This is a genomic window from Kitasatospora sp. NPDC004669, from assembly GCF_040609455.1.
Taxonomy (GTDB): Bacteria; Actinomycetota; Actinomycetes; order Streptomycetales; family Streptomycetaceae; genus Kitasatospora.
Genome location: NZ_JBEXKB010000017.1, coordinates 119,117 through 137,348, shown reverse-complemented (window position 1 = coordinate 137,348; position 18,232 = coordinate 119,117). Strand labels below are relative to the sequence as shown.

Annotated in this window: 13 protein-coding genes and 1 pseudogene; 7 read left to right on the top strand and 7 right to left on the bottom strand. The window is 71.9% G+C overall.

Annotation, left to right across the window (positions count from 1 at the left end; translation table 11 throughout):
• The first annotated feature begins 77 nt into the window (after positions 1-77).
• A complete protein-coding gene (locus ABZW30_RS17320) occupies positions 78-1,247 on the top strand; it encodes an EamA family transporter (RefSeq protein ID WP_355671935.1) in 1,170 nt (389 codons plus the stop codon).
• On the opposite strand, the gene lepB is transcribed toward ABZW30_RS17320, so the two are convergent.
• Both lepB and ABZW30_RS17310 read right to left on the bottom strand, forming a co-directional pair.
• Positions 1,210-2,058: a signal peptidase I gene (lepB, locus tag ABZW30_RS17315; RefSeq protein ID WP_355671934.1), complete on the bottom strand. Its 849-nt coding sequence runs from the start codon at positions 2,056-2,058 to the stop codon at positions 1,210-1,212. The genes ABZW30_RS17320 and lepB overlap by 38 nt on opposite strands.
• Before the next feature lie 208 nt (positions 2,059-2,266).
• A complete protein-coding gene (locus ABZW30_RS17310) occupies positions 2,267-2,602 on the bottom strand; it encodes a chorismate mutase (protein ID WP_355671933.1) in 336 nt (111 codons plus the stop codon).
• A gap of 277 nt (positions 2,603-2,879) precedes the next feature.
• Between ABZW30_RS17310 and ABZW30_RS17305 the strand changes: the two genes are divergently transcribed.
• Both ABZW30_RS17305 and ABZW30_RS17300 read left to right on the top strand, forming a co-directional pair.
• A complete protein-coding gene (locus ABZW30_RS17305; protein ID WP_355671932.1) occupies positions 2,880-3,305 on the top strand; it encodes an OsmC family protein in 426 nt (141 codons plus the stop codon).
• Between the two features lie 635 nt (positions 3,306-3,940).
• The gene (locus ABZW30_RS17300) at positions 3,941-5,842 is read left to right on the top strand and encodes an EAL domain-containing protein (protein ID WP_355671931.1); all 1,902 of its coding nucleotides are present in this window, start codon (positions 3,941-3,943) and stop codon (positions 5,840-5,842) included.
• Positions 5,843-5,934: 92 nt separating this feature from the next.
• On the opposite strand, the gene ABZW30_RS17295 is transcribed toward ABZW30_RS17300, so the two are convergent.
• Positions 5,935-7,026, bottom strand: coding sequence for an LLM class flavin-dependent oxidoreductase (locus ABZW30_RS17295; RefSeq protein ID WP_355671930.1), 1,092 nt, complete (start codon positions 7,024-7,026; stop codon positions 5,935-5,937).
• Between the two features lie 729 nt (positions 7,027-7,755).
• On the opposite strand from ABZW30_RS17295, the gene ABZW30_RS17290 reads away from it, so the two are divergent.
• Together ABZW30_RS17290 and ABZW30_RS17285 are read left to right on the top strand one after the other, a co-directional pair.
• Complete coding sequence (locus ABZW30_RS17290; RefSeq protein ID WP_355671952.1) at positions 7,756-8,343, top strand: VTT domain-containing protein; 588 nt, start codon at positions 7,756-7,758, stop codon at positions 8,341-8,343.
• Positions 8,344-8,720: 377 nt separating this feature from the next.
• Positions 8,721-10,001, top strand: a complete 1,281-nt coding sequence (locus ABZW30_RS17285) for a hypothetical protein (protein WP_355671929.1) — start codon at positions 8,721-8,723, stop codon at positions 9,999-10,001.
• A 164-nt stretch (positions 10,002-10,165) separates the two neighbouring features.
• On the opposite strand, the pseudogene ABZW30_RS17280 reads toward ABZW30_RS17285, so the two are convergent.
• Positions 10,166-10,318: pseudogene (locus ABZW30_RS17280) on the bottom strand (amino acid ABC transporter substrate-binding protein); the annotation flags it as partial.
• Positions 10,319-10,724: 406 nt separating this feature from the next.
• Here ABZW30_RS17280 and ABZW30_RS17275 point away from each other — a divergent pair.
• Both ABZW30_RS17275 and ABZW30_RS17270 read left to right on the top strand, forming a co-directional pair.
• Positions 10,725-12,920, top strand: a complete 2,196-nt coding sequence (locus ABZW30_RS17275) for a cellulose synthase catalytic subunit (protein ID WP_355671928.1) — start codon at positions 10,725-10,727, stop codon at positions 12,918-12,920.
• 108 nt (positions 12,921-13,028) lie between these two features.
• Positions 13,029-14,888, top strand: coding sequence for a galactose oxidase-like domain-containing protein (locus tag ABZW30_RS17270; protein WP_355671951.1), 1,860 nt, complete (start codon positions 13,029-13,031; stop codon positions 14,886-14,888).
• 87 nt (positions 14,889-14,975) lie between these two features.
• Here ABZW30_RS17270 and ABZW30_RS17265 read toward each other — a convergent pair whose 3' ends face one another.
• The 3 genes from ABZW30_RS17265 to ABZW30_RS17255 form a co-directional block, all read right to left on the bottom strand.
• Entirely contained in the window at positions 14,976-16,019 is a 1,044-nt protein-coding gene (locus tag ABZW30_RS17265) for a glycoside hydrolase family 6 protein (RefSeq protein ID WP_355671927.1), read from the bottom strand.
• Positions 16,020-16,245: 226 nt separating this feature from the next.
• Positions 16,246-16,923, bottom strand: coding sequence for a uracil-DNA glycosylase (locus ABZW30_RS17260; RefSeq protein WP_355671950.1), 678 nt, complete (start codon positions 16,921-16,923; stop codon positions 16,246-16,248).
• A 129-nt stretch (positions 16,924-17,052) separates the two neighbouring features.
• The gene (locus tag ABZW30_RS17255; RefSeq protein ID WP_355671926.1) at positions 17,053-18,201 is read right to left on the bottom strand and encodes a low temperature requirement protein A; all 1,149 of its coding nucleotides are present in this window, start codon (positions 18,199-18,201) and stop codon (positions 17,053-17,055) included.
• Between the last annotated feature and the right edge of the window lie 31 nt (positions 18,202-18,232).

Genomic DNA, 18,232 nt, shown 5'->3' with positions numbered 1-18,232 from the left:
TGCTCACAGCGAGGACCAGGACCGAATAACGAAATGACGCCTTACCGAAGCATCGGTATGACTGTCACAATGCGTCGGTGCACAGCTCAACGGCCTCGCCCACCCACCCTTCGGGCAGAACCTTCGGCCTCAGCCTCGCGCTGGTCTCCGCATTCGCCTTCGGCGGCTCCGGCACCGCGGCCAAGCCGCTGATCGAGGCCGGACTCTCACCGCTGCACGTGGTGTGGCTCCGGGTCACCGGCGCCGCCGTGGCCCTCCTGCCGGTCGCCTACCGGCACCGGGACGCCGTCCTGCGCCGCCCCGGCCTGCTGCTCGGCTTCGGCCTGCTCGCCGTGGCCGGCGTCCAGGCCTGCTACTTCGCGGCGATCTCCCGTATCCCGGTCGGCGTCGCACTGCTCATCGAGTACCTCGGGCCGCCGCTGCTGATCGGCTACGTCAAGTTCGTGCAGCGCAAGCCGATCACCCGGGGCGCGGCCATCGGCGCCGGCATCGCGGTGGCCGGGCTGGCCTGCGTGGTCGAAGTCTGGAACGGCCTGAGCTTCGACGCCCTGGGCGTGCTGTTCGCCCTCGGCGCGGCCTGCTGCCAGGTCGGCTACTTCGTGCTCGCCGACGCCGGCCGCCGGGGCGAGCGCCCGGTCGCCCCACTGGCCGTCAGCGCGTACGGACTGCTCATCGGCGCCGTTCTGCTCACCGCCCTCACCCGGCCCTGGCAGACCGACTGGAGCCCGCTCGGCGGGTCCGTGGTGATGAACGGGCACACCCTGCCCGCGCTGATCCCGGCCGCCTGGATGGTGCTGATCGCGACCGTGCTCGCCTACCTGACCGGCGTGGTCTCGGTCGGGTACCTCTCACCGCCGATCGCGGGCGTGGTGGCCAACCTGGAGGCGGTGGTCGCCACCGTGCTGGCCTGGGTCCTGCTCGGCGAGCACCTGGGGCTGCCGCAGGTCGCGGGCGGTCTGCTGGTCCTGGCGGGCGCCTTCGCCGCGCAGATCAGCAAGCCGGCGGAGGGGGAAGCGGGGTCGGCGTCGGGGTCGGCGTCATCGTCGGGGGCGGGTTCGACGCCGGTGGGCGTGGCGACCGAGGCGGTCGCCGGCGGCGGTGCCGCTGTCCTGGATACCGCGCCCTCCGGTTCCACTGCTTCCGCTGTCTCCCGGGCCTTCGGACCGGTGTCGGGGGCACGGGAGCGGAGGGCCGCCGCCGAGCGCGGGGTCAGTGGCCGGTCCAGCCCAACCAGTCGAGGTGATTGAGCGGCCACACCACACCCGACACCGGGCCCACCACGTTGTCCACCGGCACGGCGCCGCCGCCCGGGCCCTGCCGGTGATAACGGGAGTCCGCAGAGTCGCTGCGGTGGTCGCCCTCGACCCAGATGTAGCCCGCGGGCACCTTCACCGGACCGAAGTCCAGGCCCGCACAGGAGTCGTCACCGGGGTGCAGGTACGGCTCGTCGACCTTCTTCCCGTCGACGGTCAGCGTGGTGCCCGTGCACTGCACGGTCTGGCCGCCGGTCGCTATGACCCGCTTGACCAGGTAGTTGTCGTCCTTCGGCGGCACCAGCCCGACGAAGCTGAGCACCGAGCTCACGGTGTTGGTGAACGGGTTGGAGTCGACGGGCTGCGGCGGCAGCCAGTTCCCCGGGTCCTTGAACACCACCGGCTGCCCCTGCTCCGGCTTCCAGCCGGTCAGCGGCGCGAGCTTGTTCACACCGACCCGGTCGCCGACCCGCAGGGTGTTCTCCATCGAACCGGACGGGATGGTGAAGACCTGGAACAGGCAGGTCTTGATCAGCAGCGCGACCACCAGTCCGACGCCGATCATCGCCGGCAGCTCGATCCACCACGGCCGGGGGCGACGCGCCGAGCGGCGGGCCTTGCGACCGCGCGAACCGCCGGCCCGGCGGCGGGCCTCGGCGCGGCCGCCGGGGGCGCCAGGGGCGCCAGGGGCGCCGAGTACGTCGGGGGTACCGGGTGCGCCGCTGGTGTGCTGGATGTCCTCGACGTCCTGCACGGCGGGATCGCTGGGGGCGCCGCTGGGCGTTTCGGGCAGGTTCACCGCCATCGTCGCTGCTCCACCTCTCCGGCTGGGGAAACCTGCACGCTACGCCAACCGGGGGGCCTCACGAAATCCGGCGTTTAGCCGCCCCCGACATCGCCGGAGATCGCCGGACATCACCGGAGGGGGTACGCCTGCTCGGGGCCGTGCTCGGCGCTGCCCTCGGGGCCGTCCGTGCTCAGGGTGATGCCCGGGGCGGTGTTCAGGGTCGCCTTCAGGCGCGGGCGATGGCCTCGTGGTGGCGGATGACCTCGGCGATGATGAAGTTCAGGAACTTCTCCGCGAAGACCGGGTCGAGCTTGGCCCCGGCGGCCAGCTCCCGCAGCCGCTTGATCTGGTCCCGCTCCCGGGCCGGGTCGGCCGGCGGCAGCTTGTGCTCGGCCTTGAGGCGGCCGACCCGCTGGGTCGCCTTGAAGCGCTCGGCCAGCATGTGGACCACCGCGGCGTCGATGTTGTCGATGCTCTCGCGCAGGCTGGTCAACTCCGCCCGCACCGCTTCGTCGATCCCCTCGGGCAGGCCGGCGTCGGAGGTCGTGGGCTGGTCCGTCATCGGGTCGGCTCCCGGTGTCTGGGGTGGGCGCCCGACCGTACGCCGGCCGGGCTCGGGCCCCGGCAAATCTAACAGGGCACTAGCTCGGGACCCGCACCGTTCGGCGGAACCGTCCGGCATCCGGACAGCCCGACGGAACATCCGGCCGACCAGTGGGCCACGCCACCGGCCGACGGGTCGTCCGGTTCCCGGCTCCGGGACGGGGCGGCCCGTAGGCTGGTGCGTGCATGACCGGAAGTGACGACTCAGCAGTCCCTCAGTAGTGGAGGAACCGATCGTGGCAACCACCCGCACCGCCCGTACCGCCTGGGAGGGCAATCTCCTCAACGGCAAGGGGCTGGTGACCTTCGCCTCCTCCGGGATCGGCGAGTACCCCGTCTCCTGGCCGGCCCGCGCCGAGGAGCCCAACGGCAAGACCAGCCCCGAGGAACTCATCGCGGCCGCCCACTCCGCGTGCTTCTCGATGGCCCTCTCGAACGGCCTGACCAAGGCCGGCAACCCACCCGCCAAGCTCGACACCCAGGCCGACGTCACCTTCCAGCCCGGCAAGGGCATCACCGGCATCCACCTGACCGTCACCGGCGACGTGCCCGGCCTGGACGAGGCCGGCTTCGCGAAGGCGGCCGAGGACGCCAAGGCCAACTGCCCCGTCAGCCAGGCACTGACCGGCACCACCATCACCCTCACGGCCAAGCTGGCCTGACCCCGCCCCCGGTTCGTCCGGAGCGCACCCGCCCCGCCCCCCGGCGCGCAACCAGCGCGCGGGGGCGCGGCTTCGGCGCACGCGTTCCCGACGCACCTCATGTGATGTGTACCAAGGGCGTCCGCACGTTCCGCCATGCATGATCGCAAAGGGGGCGAATCACCCTCGCGGCGGTCACCGCGCGTTGTCGTCGCGGCCTATGATCGGCCGAAGCGCCCTGTTCTTCACGCGGATCCCCGCGCGACAGCGCCCCACGGCGGTCGCCCCGCAGCGGACCGACTCCGAGGACCGTGACAGAGCGCGGAGCCGGCCGCCGGAGTCCCGACCGGCCAGGCGGATCATCGTCAAGCGTCAGCAGCGGACGGGAGCATGCCGTGCCGGGCCAGAACGAGGGGGCCGACGCACACCAACCAGGCGTGCGACACGAGGAATCGTCACACCACCGCCACCTGACCGCGCCGGTCCTCGATCAGGCCGTCTCCGTCCCTTCGGCCTCCTCCGTCGCGTCGGCTGTGTCTGCGGCCCCTGCCGGTTCTGCCGCTACAGCCGTATCCGCCGCTTCGGCTGCTTCCGGTACGGCTTACGGGCCCCTGAAGGACCCCGAGGTCCTGTTCTGCCCCACCTGCTCCGCACCGTTGACCGACAGCACCCACCTCGGTGCCGCCGGCACCCCCGGCCGGGAAGGCGGTGGCGGCGACCGGCTGCTGGCCGCGCTGCGGGCCAGCGAGTCCCGGTTCCGGGCGGCCTTCTGCGACGCCGTCATCGGCATGGCCCTGATCGACCCCGAGGACCGGATCATCGAGGTCAACCCGGCCTTCGCAGCGCTGATCGGACGGGGCGTCGGCGAACTGGTCCGCACCCACCTGCACGAGATCATCGATCCGGAGGGCATGCCGCACCGGCTCTTCACCGAGCTCGTCCACGGTGAGCGGGAACGGTTCCGCGTGGAGAAACAGCTCAAGCACCGTGAGGGACGCACGGTCTGGAGCAAAGTGACCGTCTCCCTGATCCGGGACGGCGCCGGGCAGCCGCTCTACACCCTCGCGCTGGTGGAGGACATCACCGAGCAGCGCCGGCTCGGCGACCGGCTGGAGTACCAGGCGCTGCACGACCCGCTGACCCGGCTGCCCAACCGGACCTTCTTCTTCGAACGGCTCGACGCGGCCTGCCTCGCGGGCACCGACCTCGCGGGCACCGACCTCGCGGGCACCGAAGAGCCCGGGAGCGCCGCGGGCCCCGACCGTCCCGTGGCGGCAGCGGCGGACGGGCGCCGGGTGGGCGTCTGCTACCTCGACCTCGACGGCTTCGCGGCGATCAACGAGACCCTCGGTCACCACATCGGCGACCAGTTGCTGGTCGCCGTCGCGGCCCGGCTGCGGCGCGGACTCTCCGGGCACGACGCCCACCTGGTCGCCCGGATGGGCGGCGACGAGTTCGCCGTCCTGGTCACCGACAGCATCGGCAGCGAGCAGCTGACCGCGCTGGCCGGGCGGATCCTGGAGGTGCTGGAACGTCCCTTCGACGTCGCCGGGCACCGGCTGGTGATCACCGCCAGCGTGGGCGTCGTCGAACGGTCGGTGCACGAGACCACCCCGACCGACCTGGTCAAGGACGCCGACGCCACCCTCTACTGGTCCAAGGCCGACGGCCGTGCCCGCTGGACCCTCTACGACCCGGACCGCGGCGCCCACCAGCTCACCCGCCAGCTGCTCGCCACCGCGCTGCGGCCGGCCCTGGAGCGCGGCGAGTTCACCGTCGAGTACCAGCCGCTGGTCGGCCTGGCCGACGGCGCGGTGCACGGCGCCGAGGCCCTGGTCCGCTGGCGCCACCCCCGCTACGGGACGATCTCCCCGGACCGCTTCATCCCGCTGGCCGAGGAGTCCGGCGCGATCGTGCCGCTCGGCACCTGGGTGCTGGAGGAGTCCTGCCGCCAGGCCAAGCAGTGGCTCACCGAGTTCCCCGACACCGACACCTTCGTGAGCGTCAATCTGGCGGCCCGCCAGATCTGGGACTCCGACGTGGTGGCCGACGTCGCCCGGGCCCTCGAACGCACCGGCCTGCCGGCCCGACTGCTGCAGCTGGAGATCACCGAGAGCGCCCTGCTCGGCCCCGGCGGGCGCCCGTTGCAGGCCCTGCAGGCGCTGGCCGACATGGGGGTGCGGATCGCCATCGACGACTTCGGCACGGGCTACTCCAACCTGGCCTACCTCTCCCGGCTGCCGGTGCACGTCCTGAAGCTCGACGGCACCTTCATCGAGGGCTTCCGCGACCCGGCCCCGACCGACCGCCCGCCCGTGCCGGAGTTCCGATCGCGCCGCAGCGACGCCGACGAGCAGATCGTCGGCGCGATGGTGCAGCTGGCCCACACCCTCGGCCTGACCGTCACCGCCGAGGGCATCGAGAGCGCCGCCCAGGCGGAACGGCTCCGGCTGACCGGCTGCGACACCGCCCAGGGCTGGTACTTCGCCCGGCCGGGCGAAGCCGAGCTGGTCGCGACGATACTCCGGGAGGGCCGCCCGACCCCGCACGGCCGGTAGGGCGGGGTCGGGGCGGTCTCCGTCTGCCGGTCTCCGCCTGTCGGTCTCCGTCTGTCGCCTTCTGTCAGGCGGTTTCTGTCAGGCGGTTGTCCTCAGGCCGTCGCCGTCAGGCCGTACGCCTCGGCGATCAGGCCGTAGGAGCGGAACCGGGCCTCGTGGCCGTGGATGTGCGAGGTGACCATCAGCTCGTTCACCCCGGTCCGCTTGCGCAGTGCCTCCAGGCCGTCCGCCACCTGGCCCGCGTCGCCGAGCACCACGTTGTCGAGCCAGCTGTCGATGAAGTCCGCCTCGACCGGGCTGTACGGGTACTCCTCGGCCTCCTCCGGGGTCGGGATCGGGCCGGGGGTGCCGCGCCGGAGCCGGAGCATGCCGAGGGCCGCGGAGCGGGCGAGGCGGCGGGCGGTGGGCTCGTCGGCGGCGGCGACCGCGCTCACGCCGATCAGTGCGTACGGCTCGCTGAGCACGTCGGAGGGGCGGAAGGACGTCTGGTACAGGTCCAGGGCCGGGATGGTGTTGGCGCTGCTGAAGTGGTGGGCGAAGGCGAACGGGAGGCCGAGCCGGCCCGCCAGCTGGGCGCTGAAGCCGGAGGAGCCGAGCAGCCAGATCGGCGGGCGGTCCGCGCCCTTGGGAACGGCGGTCAGCCGCGCGTACGGGTGACCGGAGGGGAAGTCGCCGTCGAGGAAGTGGGTCAGCTCGGACAGCTGCTGCGGGAAGTCGTCCGCACCCTCGGTGAGGCCGCGGCGCAGCGCCCGGGCGGTGGCCGGGTCGGTGCCGGGGGCGCGGCCGAGCCCGAGGTCGATCCGGCCGGGGTGCAGGGCCTCCAGCAGGCCGAACTGCTCGGCGATGGTGAGCGGGGCGTGGTTGGGGAGCATGACCCCGCCCGAGCCGAGCCGCAGCGTGGTGGTGTTGGCGCCGAGGTGGGCGAGCAGGACGGCCGGGTTCGAGCTGGCCACCCCGGGCATGCCGTGGTGCTCGGCCACCCAGAAGCGGTGGTACCCCCACTGCTCGGCCCGGCGGGCCAGCTCGGTGGTGGCGACCAGGGCCTCGGCGGGCGTGTAGCCGACGCCGACGGTGGCCAGGTCGAGGATCGAGAGCGGAGCGGGTGCCGTGACGCGGGCGACGCCTCGGATCGCCCCGCCGATCGGCGGCTCGGTCCCGTGCTCCTGCTGGTCCTCGGTGGTCATGCCGTCCGCCCTCCTGGCTGTCCTTGATCCGGCTGTTCTCCGAGCCGGCCGTCCTGGGCGGCCGCACGGGTCTCGGACGCCCGGCGGTCGCTACTGCCGACCGGGGTCAACCACGGTCGCGGGCTCGCTGTTCCCGGTGGGCACGCCTGATCCGGGTGCGGTTCGGCTGTTCCATCCGGAGCGGCCGACCGACCGTTCGGCTGACGGAGTGCCAGCGGGCGGACACGGATGGCGACTTCATGCCAGGGGCGGAAGTCGCCAGCCCCGGGGCTCGCGATCGGCGGCCGGCATCCGGCAGGCTGGTGATCAGGAGCGGATCATCGAGCGGGTCCGCCTTCGTCAGCAAGATCGTCGGGCTGGACCAGCGCCGAACGATCCCTGCGAGCCCTCGGCGCGGCACCCCGCCCCGGGGGCTCGTGCCATTTCCGGCCGCTTTCCCCCGGCCCTCTCCCGCCGGGCCCGCCTCCCCGGACCGCTCACCCCCGCCGCTCGCCCCCGCCGCTCGCCGTCGCCACTCACCCCCACCGCTCGTCGCCGCCGGGGCCCGCCGCAGCGCGCGGCCGTTGTGGGCGGCCATTGTGCGCGATCGAACCCTGTGAGGCGCGGTCGCCTGCAGTGATCCTCCGCATACCGGGGTGCTTCATGGCATGAAAAGTCGAGGCGCTAGCGTTGACCCAGCAGCCACCTGCTCCCCCGGGCGGCGTGGAGGGAGTAAGGGCCTTGAACTTCGTGGCGGCGATCGGATCCTCGTGGATCTGCGCCCTGGCGCTGTTCGCCGTACTCGGCGACGCCCTGCTCCCCTTCATTCCGAGCGGGACGCTGGTCATCCTGGCGGTACTCAGGACGGAGCAGATCAGCGGCGCCCCGGTGCTGCTCGGCCTGGGCGTGGCGGTGGCCTCCTTCCTGGGCGACGTCCTGCTGCTCCACCTCGCCCGGCGCGGCGCCCCGATGCTGCAGCGCCGGCTCGCCCGGCGCCCGAAGCTGGCGGCCAGCGTGAGCCGGGTCCAGAAGTCCCTGATCGAGCGCCCGCACGGCGGGGCGGCCGCGATGGTGGTGATCGCCCGGTTCGTTCCGGCCGGGCGGACCGTCCTGGACCTGGCCATCGGCCACTCCCCCGCCCATCCGCACCGCTTCCTGCACTGGTCGGCGCTGGCGGCGCTGGTCTGGGCCGCGTACATCGTGACGCTGGGCTGGCTGAACAGCCACTGGTTCAACACGGCCTGGCTGAGTCTGGCGGTCTCCTGTGCTGCGGCCACTGCCATCAGCACCGCGATCGCGCGAATAGTGCGCCGCAACCGGCGGCTGGCCGCGCTCTGACCGGCCCTGCCCCGACCGGAGCCTTCGGGCTGCGGCCGACGCTTTCCAGCCGCAGGGTCTCGCCAGGAGCACAATTTTCCCTAACAGGCGATGAACCGTGCCGAGCGCCGACGAACTCCGCACGGGCCGGACAGGGCGGCGGTAGCGTACTTCCCTGACGTCGCGCCGTGCGAACCGTCACAGGACCGCAACAGACGACCGATCCCTGCAGCCCGACCGGGCATGCCTGGCGTGTTGACTGTCGTCGGGAGCCCAGCGCCCTTCGTGGCCACTGCGGCGACATGACATGCTAACGGCGAAATATTCATCAATTGCCTGATTTGACCGGTGCGGCCCCGTGCCGCCCTCACCACCGGAATCGGCACCCAGGGGAGACCATGACCAGCATCTCGCGCAGGACGGTGCTCAGTGCTACCGCCGCGACCGCAGCCCTCGGCGCGGTCGCGGCCTGTTCCAGCAGCGGATCCGGTTCTGGGCAGGACTCCGCCTCCTCCTCCCCTGGCGGCGGCACGGGCGACGCCAAGAGCGGCACCACCGACCCGACCCAGGCAGTGGTCCCCAAGGGCACCCCGATCGGTGACGGGTCCAACGCGGACACCGGCCCGCAGCCGAACCAGCCCAAGCCCGAGAAGCTCAAGCCGGGCGAGCGGCCACCGCAGTTCGTGGTGTTCTCCTGGGACGGCGCGGGCGGCACCGACGACGGCCAGTTCCCCCGCTTCCTGAAGCTAGCGGAGCAGTACAAGACCACGATGACCTTCTTCCTCTCCGGGATATACGCCCTGCCCAAGGGCAAGTCCCAGCTGTACCACCCGCCGAAGCACGCGGTCGGCGCCTCCGACATCCCGTACCTGTCGGACGGCGCGGTGAAGAGCACCCTCAAGCTCGTCAGCCAGGCCTGGCTGGCCGGGCACGAGATCGGCACCCACTTCAACGGACACTTCTGCTCCAGCCGGCCGGACAAGAACGGGGTCAACATGTGGACCCCGGACGACTGGCAGAGCGAGATAGACCAGGCGATCGGTTTCGTCACCCAATGGCGGACCAACACCGGCTTCACCGACGTCGACCCGCTCCCCTTCGACTACAAGAAGGAGCTCATCGGCGGCCGCACCCCCTGCCTGGAGGGCCAGAAGGCGCTGCTGCCGACCATCGCCAAGCTGGGCTGGAAGTACGACGCCAGCTCCGCGGGCGGTCTGCAGATATGGCCGCAGAAGGTGCAGGACGGAAAGGTCTGGGACTTCCCGCTGCAGTCCATCCCCTTCCCCGGGCACACCTTCCAGGTCCTGTCGATGGACTACAACATCCTGGCCAACCAGTCCGCCGGCAGCACCAAGGGCGACCCCGGCAAGTACGACGAGTGGCGCACCCAGGCGACCAACTCCTACCTGGCCGGCTTCGAGCGCGCGTACAACAGCAACCGCGCGCCGTTCTTCATCGGCAACCACTTCGAGCAGTGGAACGGCGGCATATACATGGACGCCGTCGAGGGGGCCCTCAAGGCCATCGCGGGCAAGCCCGAGGTCCGGCTGGTCTCCTTCAAGCAGCTGGTCGAGTGGCTGGAGGTGCAGGACCAGTCCACTCTGCGCAAGCTGCGCACCCTCAACGTCGGCCAGGCTCCGGCCGGCGGCTGGGACGGCTTCCTGGGCGCGGCGGGCTGACGCGCCGGGGCGCGGAACAACCGGCTCCGGGCTGAGTCCGGTACGGCCGGCGGGGTGTTCGCACCCCGCCGGCCGTCGTCGTTCGGGCCGGGTCCGCTACCCGGCGGCGGGGACGTCCGCGAGCAGGGTGACCCGCCCGGCGAGCCGGCGGGCGACCGGACCTGGAACATCGGCTGGAGCAGGGCGTGGCCCTCGCGGCGGACCGCGGTCCGCCCCTTCACCCCGTCGAAGCTCCAGCCCTCCAGCGCCTTGACCAGGGCCGAAGTGTCGTCGGCGGAGCCGTGGTTGGCCTCGACGGCGTGCACCCTACCAGCGGTGGCATCGCCCGGCCGCCGCAGTGCCGAATTCGCTGCATTAGCACCAACGCCAGCCACAGTGGCCGGGAACCGTAGTATCTTCACGCTTGCGCGGTGATCATTTCTCGGAGTGGTTGCGATCACCCGTACGCTCCGGGAGAGTTGAGCGAGCCAAGGATCCCGTGCACCCGGAGGGGAAGCTGGAAGTGCACCGGGATCCCGCATTCGAAGCCGCCGCGCAGACCAGGCGCAGACTCACAACTGAACCGGTCGCACACAGTCCATGAGCTGGACTCCATGCGTTGGACGGCCCGGAAACTGTCGGATTGCCCGCAGTTCACCGGGCCGCGTTGTGCCCGGGCGGCTTCGGGGCGAGGCGCAGGCACCGCCGAGCAAAGCAAGACGCAATACTCCGGGGGGAGCAACTATGACCATGCCGTTCTCGCGACGAAAGGGCGACGGAACGGCCCGCCACGGGCACGGTCGGGACGGGGACAGTCTGGGCGACCGCGACCGGAACGGGCCCAGCCAGGACGTCGAGCAGTTCGACGAGGCGGCCCTGCGCACCGTGCCGGCGCCCGAAGCCCCGTACGACTACGGCCACTTCAGCCGCCTCGCCGGCCCGGCGGTCGATCTGGACGAGGACCGGGAGCTCGGCCGCGGCGCCTACCGCCCGAACCCGGGCAGCGACCCGACGTCCGCGGGAACCGCCGCTCCCTACCGCGTCCAGTACCGCAGCCTGCTGCGCCACGAGCCGCACCGGATCCGGGCCGCGCTGCTACTGATGGCCGCCCCGCTGGTGGAGGCGATCCTGCTGGTCTGGCTGCTGCTGCCGGAGCACTGGCCGCAGCGCCCGGACGAGACCGACACCCTGGTGCTGCTCGGGGACAAGGTGATGATCGGGATCATCGCTGTGGTCGAGGTGTTCCGGCTGGTCAACGTCATGTCCAACACCCACGCGACCCTGGTCGCCCGGGATCCGATACCCGTGACACCGGAGTCGGGCACCCGGGTCGCCTTCCTCACCACCTGCGTGCCGGGCAAGGAGCCGCCGGAGATGGTCCGGGCCACGCTGGTCGCGGCCCGTTCGGTGCGGCACGAAGGCCCGTACGACGTCTGGCTGTTGGACGAGGGAAACGATCCTGCAATGCGCGTCCTCTGCGCCGAGCTGGGCGTGCACCACTTCAGCCGCTCCGGCCGGCCGCACTGGAACCAGCCGAAGGGCCGGTTCCGCGCCAAAACCAAGCACGGCAACTACAACGCCTGGCTCCAGGCGCACGGCGACGACTACGACTTCTGGGTGTCCGTCGACACCGACCACGTTCCGCTGCCCGACTTCTGCGAGCGGATGCTCGGCTACTTCCGCGATCCCGACGTGGCGTTCGTCGTCGGCCCCCAGGTGTACGGGAACTACCGGAGCTCGGGTTCCGCCGTCACCAAATTCAGCGAGAGCCAGCAGTACCTCTTCCACGCCCTCATCCAGCGAGCCGGAAACCGTTACGGCGCGCCGATGTTCGTCGGCACCAACAACGCCGTCAGAATCCGGGCGCTCCAGTCGATCGGCGGGTTGTACGACTCCATCACCGAGGATATGGCGACCGGTCTGGAGTTCCACCGGAGCCGAAACCCGGAGACCGGGGAACGCTGGAAGTCCGTGTACACCCCGGACGTGCTCGCGGTGGGCGAAGGCCCGTCCTCCTGGACCGACTTCTTCTCCCAGCAACTGCGCTGGAGCCGCGGCACCTACGAGACCCTGCTCACCCGGTACTGGCGGGTCATGTGGCGGCTGTCGCCCGGCCGACTGCTCAACTATTCGCTGATGGTGGGCTTCTACCCGATGGCGGCACTCACCTGGCTGCTCGGCGGGGTGTCCAGCGTGCTCTACCTGGGCTTCGGCGCCTCCGGCGTCCACGTCTCCTCGGAGATCTGGATGATGCTCTACAGCGACGCCGCCGCGCTCCAACTCCTGCTCTACACCTGGAACCGCAAGCACAACGTGAGCCCGCACGAGTCGGCCGGCTCCTCCGGGGTCGCGGGCATGGTGATGTCGGCGCTCTGCGGCCCGATCTACGCGGCCTCGCTGCTGCAGGCGCTGGTGCGCCGCCGCAGCCGCTTCGTGGTGACGCCCAAGGGCCGTGAGGCCAGCGCCGACCGGCTCGGCACCTTCCGGTTCCACCTGTTCTGGACGCTGGTGTTCGGCTCTGCCGTCACCGCCTCCTACTACACCGGCTACGACCACGTCGCGATGCGGACCTGGGCCTGCATCGCCCTGGCGCTGACCCTGCTGCCGCTCCTGATCCTGGTCGGCGACGACGTCCGCCGCCGCCGGACCCGGCCCACCGCGACCCTCACCGTGACCGGCGGCCCGGCCGCGTCCCCCAAGGTCGTCCTGGAGAAGCGCAACCCGCGCCACGCCCGCGGCCCCCTCACGGCACCGGCGACGGCCTCGGCAGCAGCACCGGCTCAGGCCGAGACGCTCGACAGCCCGACCCTCACGCTCCGCCTGGCCGCGCCCGACACCCCGACGGTCTCGCTCCGCCTCGTCCCGCCGGACGACCGCGCACCCGACCGCGCACCCGACCGCGCGCCCGACCACGCCGAGAGCGGCACCTCCATCCACTGAGCCAGCCCCCACCGCCTTCCGAGGGGACCAACCATCGTGAAGATCCACAAGACCGGCCGCACCAAGCGCTTCGCCCTCGGCAGCACCGTCGCGCTGACCGTCGCGGGGATGAACGCCCCGGCCGTCCTCGGCTTCGCCAGCGACCGGTACCACGACTACGTGATCAACCGGCCCGAGTACAAGGCGCAGTACGGCCACTGGCAGACCCTCTCGCTGCCCGCCGAGTTCCGAGTCAACGCCGTCCACGCCACCCTGCTGCGCACCGGCAAGGTGCTGATCGTGGCCGGTTCCGGCAACGACGAGAAGCAGTTCAACGCCGGTAGCTTCAAGAGCCTGCTCTGGGACCCGGCCAAGAACACCTACAAGCTGATACCCACCCCCGCCGACATGTTCTGCGGCGGCCACACCTCCCTCCCGGACGGCCGGGTGCTGGTGGCCGGCGGCACCCAGCGGTACGAGAAGCTGGACGGCACGGTGAAGAGGGCGGCCGGGGTGATGCGGGTGCGCAACGAGAGCCCGGAGCGCGACCGCGCGTTCCCCAAGGGCACCGTCTTCGTCGCCCCGAACGGCCGCGAGTACGCCACCACCGTCCCGGTGACCGTCCCCGCCGCGACCAAGACCGGCTCCGGAAAGCAGACCACGGTCACCGCCGCCGAGCAGCACGTGTTCGTCGAGGCGGTCGGCGAGGGCCCGGACTACGTGACCAACTCCGCGGCCCAGTACCGGATCAAGGGCCTGACCGGCACCGACGCGCACAACCTGTACGGGCAGAGCGAGAAGATGACCCTGGACAAGCAGGAGTACCAGGGCATCCGCTCCGCCTTCGAGTTCAACCCGGACACCGAGCTCTACGAGCAGGTCACCGACATGGCGCACGCCCGCTGGTACCCGACGCTGACCGGGCTGGGCGACGGTCGGGTGGTCACCGTCTCCGGGCTGGACGACACCGGGCAGATCCTCAACGGCAACGACAACGAGGTCTACGACCCCAAGAACAAGACCTGGGCCAAGGCCCCCGACCGGTACTTCCCGACCTACCCGTCGATCTTCCTGACGGCCTCCGGCAAGCTCTTCTACTCCGGCTCCAACGCCGGTTACGGGCCCGCCGAGAAGGGCCGCGAGCCCGGCGTCTGGGACCTGTCGAACAACGGCTTCCAGCCCGTCCCCGGCCTGCGCGACCCGGGCCTGGCCGAGACCTCCTCCTCGGTGCTGCTGCCGCCCGCGCAGGCGCAGAAGGTCATGGTGCTGGGCGGCGGCGGGGTCGGCGAGTCACCGCTGTCCACGGCCCGCACCGACATCGCCGACCTCTCCGCCGCCCAGCCGTCCTTCACCCCGGGCCCGGACCTGCCGGCCGGCGGCACCCGTTACCTCAACAGCGTGGTCCTGCCGGACGACACCGTGTTCACCACCGGCGGCTCCAGCGGCTACCGCGGCCGGCGCGACAGCGACCTGCTCAAGGCGCAGGTGTACCACCCGGATTCCAACAGCTTCACGACCGCCGCCGAGCCGACCGTCGGCCGCGACTACCACTCCGAGGCGCTGCTGCTGCCGGACGGCCGGGTCGCCGTGCTGGGCTCCAACCCGCTGTTCGCGGACAAGGCCGAGACCCAGCCGGGCGGTTTCGAGCAGCGGATCGAGATCTACACCCCGCCGTACCTGTACCACGGTGACCGCCCGGAGGTGACGGCCGCGCCGGAGGCGGCGAAGCTCGGCGGCGTCCTCAAGGTCGGCACCTCCCGACCGGAGGGGGTGACCACCGCCAAGCTGATCCGGCCGAGTTCGGTGACCCATGTGACCGACGTCGAGCAGCGCTCGGTGGCCCTGGACATCGCCGGGCGCACCGCCGACGGGGTCTCGCTCACCCTCCCGACCAACCCCAACCTGCTGCCGCCCGGCTGGTACATGCTGTTCCTGACGGACGCCGCCGGCACGCCGTCGGTCGCCCGCTGGGTCCAGGTCACGGCGTAGCAGGTCACCACCGGGCAGGTCACGGCGCAGCAGGTCACGGCGTAGCAGGCCACCCTGCGGCCGGGACCGGGTCGGCGACCGAGCGGGTCAGCGCGTCGCCTGGGCCAGCCCCAGCGCGTACGGCAGCCAGAACTCGCCCGCCCGGGGCTCGCCGCGGCCGCACTCGCCGTCGGACTCCCCCGGGTTCTTGATCCACAGGTAGGCGTCCACGTTCGGCCGCCCGGTCTCGGTGGTCGGCGGCTCGCCGAGCGCCCGGCCGGGCGGGTTGCACCAGGAGTCGGCGCCCAGCGCGCCGTTGCCGCTGCGGCTGGTGTCGATGACGAAGTGCTTCCCGCCCAGGGCGGTGGAGAGCCGGTTGCCGTACGCGACGTTCCGGTCGGTGGGGTAGAAGTTGGCGACGTTCACCGCGAAGCCGTCCGCCGCCGCGATGCCGGACTTGCGCAGGGCGGTGGCCATCTCGTCCGGGTCCTGTGACCAGCCCGGGTTGCCCGCGTCCAGGTAGACCCGGACGTTCGGACGCTTCTTCAACTCCTGGACGGCGAAGGCCAGCAGGCCGTACCGCTCGGCGGCCAAGTCGCCCTTGATCCCACAGTTGTCCAGGGTGTGCGCGACGGCGTCCGGCTCCAGGACGACCCAGGCCTTGCGATCGCCGAGGGCCTGCGCGACGCCGGTGATCCAGCTCCGGTAGGTGGCCGCGTCGGGGGCGCCGCCGGCCGAGTACTGGCCGCAGTCACGGTGCGGGATGTCGTAGGCGACGAAGACGGCCGTCCGGCTCGCCTCGGCGGCCCGGCGGCTCACCTGTTCGGCGATCTGCTGGGCGTCCTGCTCGCCGAGCCACTGGGAGGAGGGCTGGCCGGCGATCCGCAGCAGGGTGCCGGCCTCCGCCGTGCGGCCCTGATCGCGCAACGTGGCGACCTGCCGGGCGGCGTTGGTCTGGTCGGAGACGTAGAAGGCCTGGCCGGGGAGCTGCTCCAGGCCGCCGGGTTCAACCGTCGCGCTGGAGACCGCGACGCTGGGGGCGGTCTTCGCCGCGCCGGTGTCGGGGCCGCTGCAGCCGGAGACCGCGAGCACTGTCAGACCCGCGACCAGCGCGGCCCACCGAATCGTTCCTACCCGTCCCACCCCGCGCACGTACCGCCCCTTCGAGCCGGCCCCGCCCCCGGACCGGTCCGGCGACCGGTCGGCACCAGCTAAGCACACCCGGCCCCGGCAGGCGGTCAACAGCGGTGAACGACAAGTGGCCGTGGGCGGACGGGAATCCGATCCCGTCCGCCCACGGCCACCGAGCCTCAGCCCCGCACCGGCCCGAGCTCAGTCCGACCCCGGCCCGACCCCGGCCCTGCCGCCGACCCTGCGGTCAGCCCTGCTTCAGGTCCGGCACCTGCCAGTCGATCGGCTCGACGCCGAAGCCGTCCAGCGCCGTGTTGATCTGCGAGAACGGACGGCTGCCGAAGAACATCTTGGCGGACAGCGGCGACGGGTGCGCGCCCTGCACCACCACGTGCTTCTCGGTGTCGATCAGCGGCAGCTTCTTCTTGGCGTAGTTGCCCCACAGCACGAAGACCACCGGCTCCTCGCGCGCGCTCACCGCCTTGATCACCGCGTCGGTGAACTTCTCCCAGCCCTTCGCCTTGTGCGAGTTGGCCTCGTGAGCGCGGACCGTGAGCACCGCGTTGAGCAGCAGCACGCCCTGCTCGGCCCAGTGCATCAGGTAGCCGTTGTCCGGGGCGGGGATGCCCAGGTCGGCGTCCAGCTCCTTGAAGATGTTGCGCAGCGAGGGCGGCGTCTTGGTGCCCGGCAGCACCGAGAAGCTCATGCCGTGGGCCTGGCCGTTGTCGTGGTACGGGTCCTGGCCGAGGACGAGCACCCGGACCTTGTCGTACGGAGTGGCCTCCAGAGCGGCGAACTCCTGGCCACTCGGCGGGAACACCTCGTGCTCCGCGCGCTGGGCCGCCACGAAGGCCGCCAGCTCCGCGAAGTACGGCTTCTCCGTCTCGGCGCCGAGCACCTCGCGCCAGGACTCGGGCAGCTCCAGCCCGCCGCCCGCGCCGGCCTCGACCACGCCCGCCTCGACCGTGTCCGTCACGACATCTACCTCCCACACCGCGGCTGCTGCGCCGCCTGCCCTCTTACACCCCGAACGCTACACAGCCCCACCGACAGCTCACTCCACAGGAGCCGCCTCGGCCGCCCCGGCGACGGCGGCCGCCCGCACCACCCGGGCGTGCTCCACCGCGTTGAGCAGCACCAGCAGCCCCGCCAGCGTCACCAGCACCGCCAGTGCCGGCAGCCGCACCATCGCGGGCAGCAGTCCCAACACCACCACCGCGGCGGCGATCCGGGTGGTCGAGACCTGGCGGAACATCATCCAGCGGGTGTAGCCGAAGGTCAGCAGGTACAGCCCGCACCCGCCGTACAGCAGTGCCACCGACCCGGCGCCGAGCGTCTGCCACGGGTCCGCGACCGTCTCCTCGAAGCCGACCGCCACCCCGATCACCCCGGCGGCCAGCGCCAGGTGCCCGTACTGGAAGACCCGCCGGACCACGTCCCGCCGGGAGTCGGCGACCTCCACGGCGTGCCGCATCGCGTCCGCCGCGAACACGAAGTACTGCCACCACAGGCCCGCCGAGATGGTGAACGCGGCGGCCACGGCGGTGAGTTCGGCCGCGTCCAGCCGGGCACCGGCCGCCGAGGCGCCGATCCCGACGATCGACTCACCGAGCGCCACCAGCAGGAACAGCGCGAACCGCTCCGGCATGTGCGACGGGTGGTACGCCACCGTCGAGAGCCGTCGCCGGAACACCAGCGGCGCGGCCAGGTCGCAGAGCGCGGCGGCCGCCCACAGCGCCAGCCGCGGCCCGTCCGACAGCAGCCCGCCCGCGAGCAGCAGCGGCCCGCTGACCAGCACGCCCGCGCCGTACGGTCCGCGCCAGACGCCCGGGATGCGGACCAGCAGGAGCAGCAGCACCACCCGGGCCAGCCAGTACGCGGCGCCGAGCAGCAGGCCGCGCCGACCGTACGCGGCCGGGATGGCGAGCGCCATGAACAGCCCGGCCAGGCCGACCAGCAGGATGCCGAGGCGGTCGCGCGGGTTGTCCACGTCCCGGATGTTGGCCTGCACGGTGGTGCCGACCCAGCACCAGTACACCGGCACGAACACCACCAGTGCCCGGACCAGGCCGGTGAGGTCGTGCTGGTGGTGCAGCAGCCCGGAGACCTGGGTGATCGCGAAGACGAAGACCAGGTCGAAGTAGAGCTCCGCCCAGGTGACCCGCTTCTCGCCCGGGCCCTCGGCTTCCCCCGTCGAACTCATCGCACATTGCTCCCCACCGGTACGGAACGAG

Excerpts from the sequence above, each read along its gene's own strand:
- lepB (WP_355671934.1), bottom strand. The coding sequence starts at position 2,058 with ATGGCGGTGAACCTGCCCGAAACGCCCAGCGGCGCCCCCAGCGATCCC.
- ABZW30_RS17310 (WP_355671933.1), bottom strand. The coding sequence starts at position 2,602 with ATGACGGACCAGCCCACGACCTCCGACGCCGGCCTGCCCGAGGGGATC.
- ABZW30_RS17295 (WP_355671930.1), bottom strand. The coding sequence starts at position 7,026 with ATGACCACCGAGGACCAGCAGGAGCACGGGACCGAGCCGCCGATCGGC.
- ABZW30_RS17285 (WP_355671929.1), top strand. The coding sequence starts at position 8,721 with ATGACCAGCATCTCGCGCAGGACGGTGCTCAGTGCTACCGCCGCGACC.
- ABZW30_RS17275 (WP_355671928.1), top strand. The coding sequence starts at position 10,725 with ATGACCATGCCGTTCTCGCGACGAAAGGGCGACGGAACGGCCCGCCAC.
- ABZW30_RS17270 (WP_355671951.1), top strand. The coding sequence starts at position 13,029 with ATGAACGCCCCGGCCGTCCTCGGCTTCGCCAGCGACCGGTACCACGAC.
- ABZW30_RS17255 (WP_355671926.1), bottom strand. The coding sequence starts at position 18,201 with ATGAGTTCGACGGGGGAAGCCGAGGGCCCGGGCGAGAAGCGGGTCACC.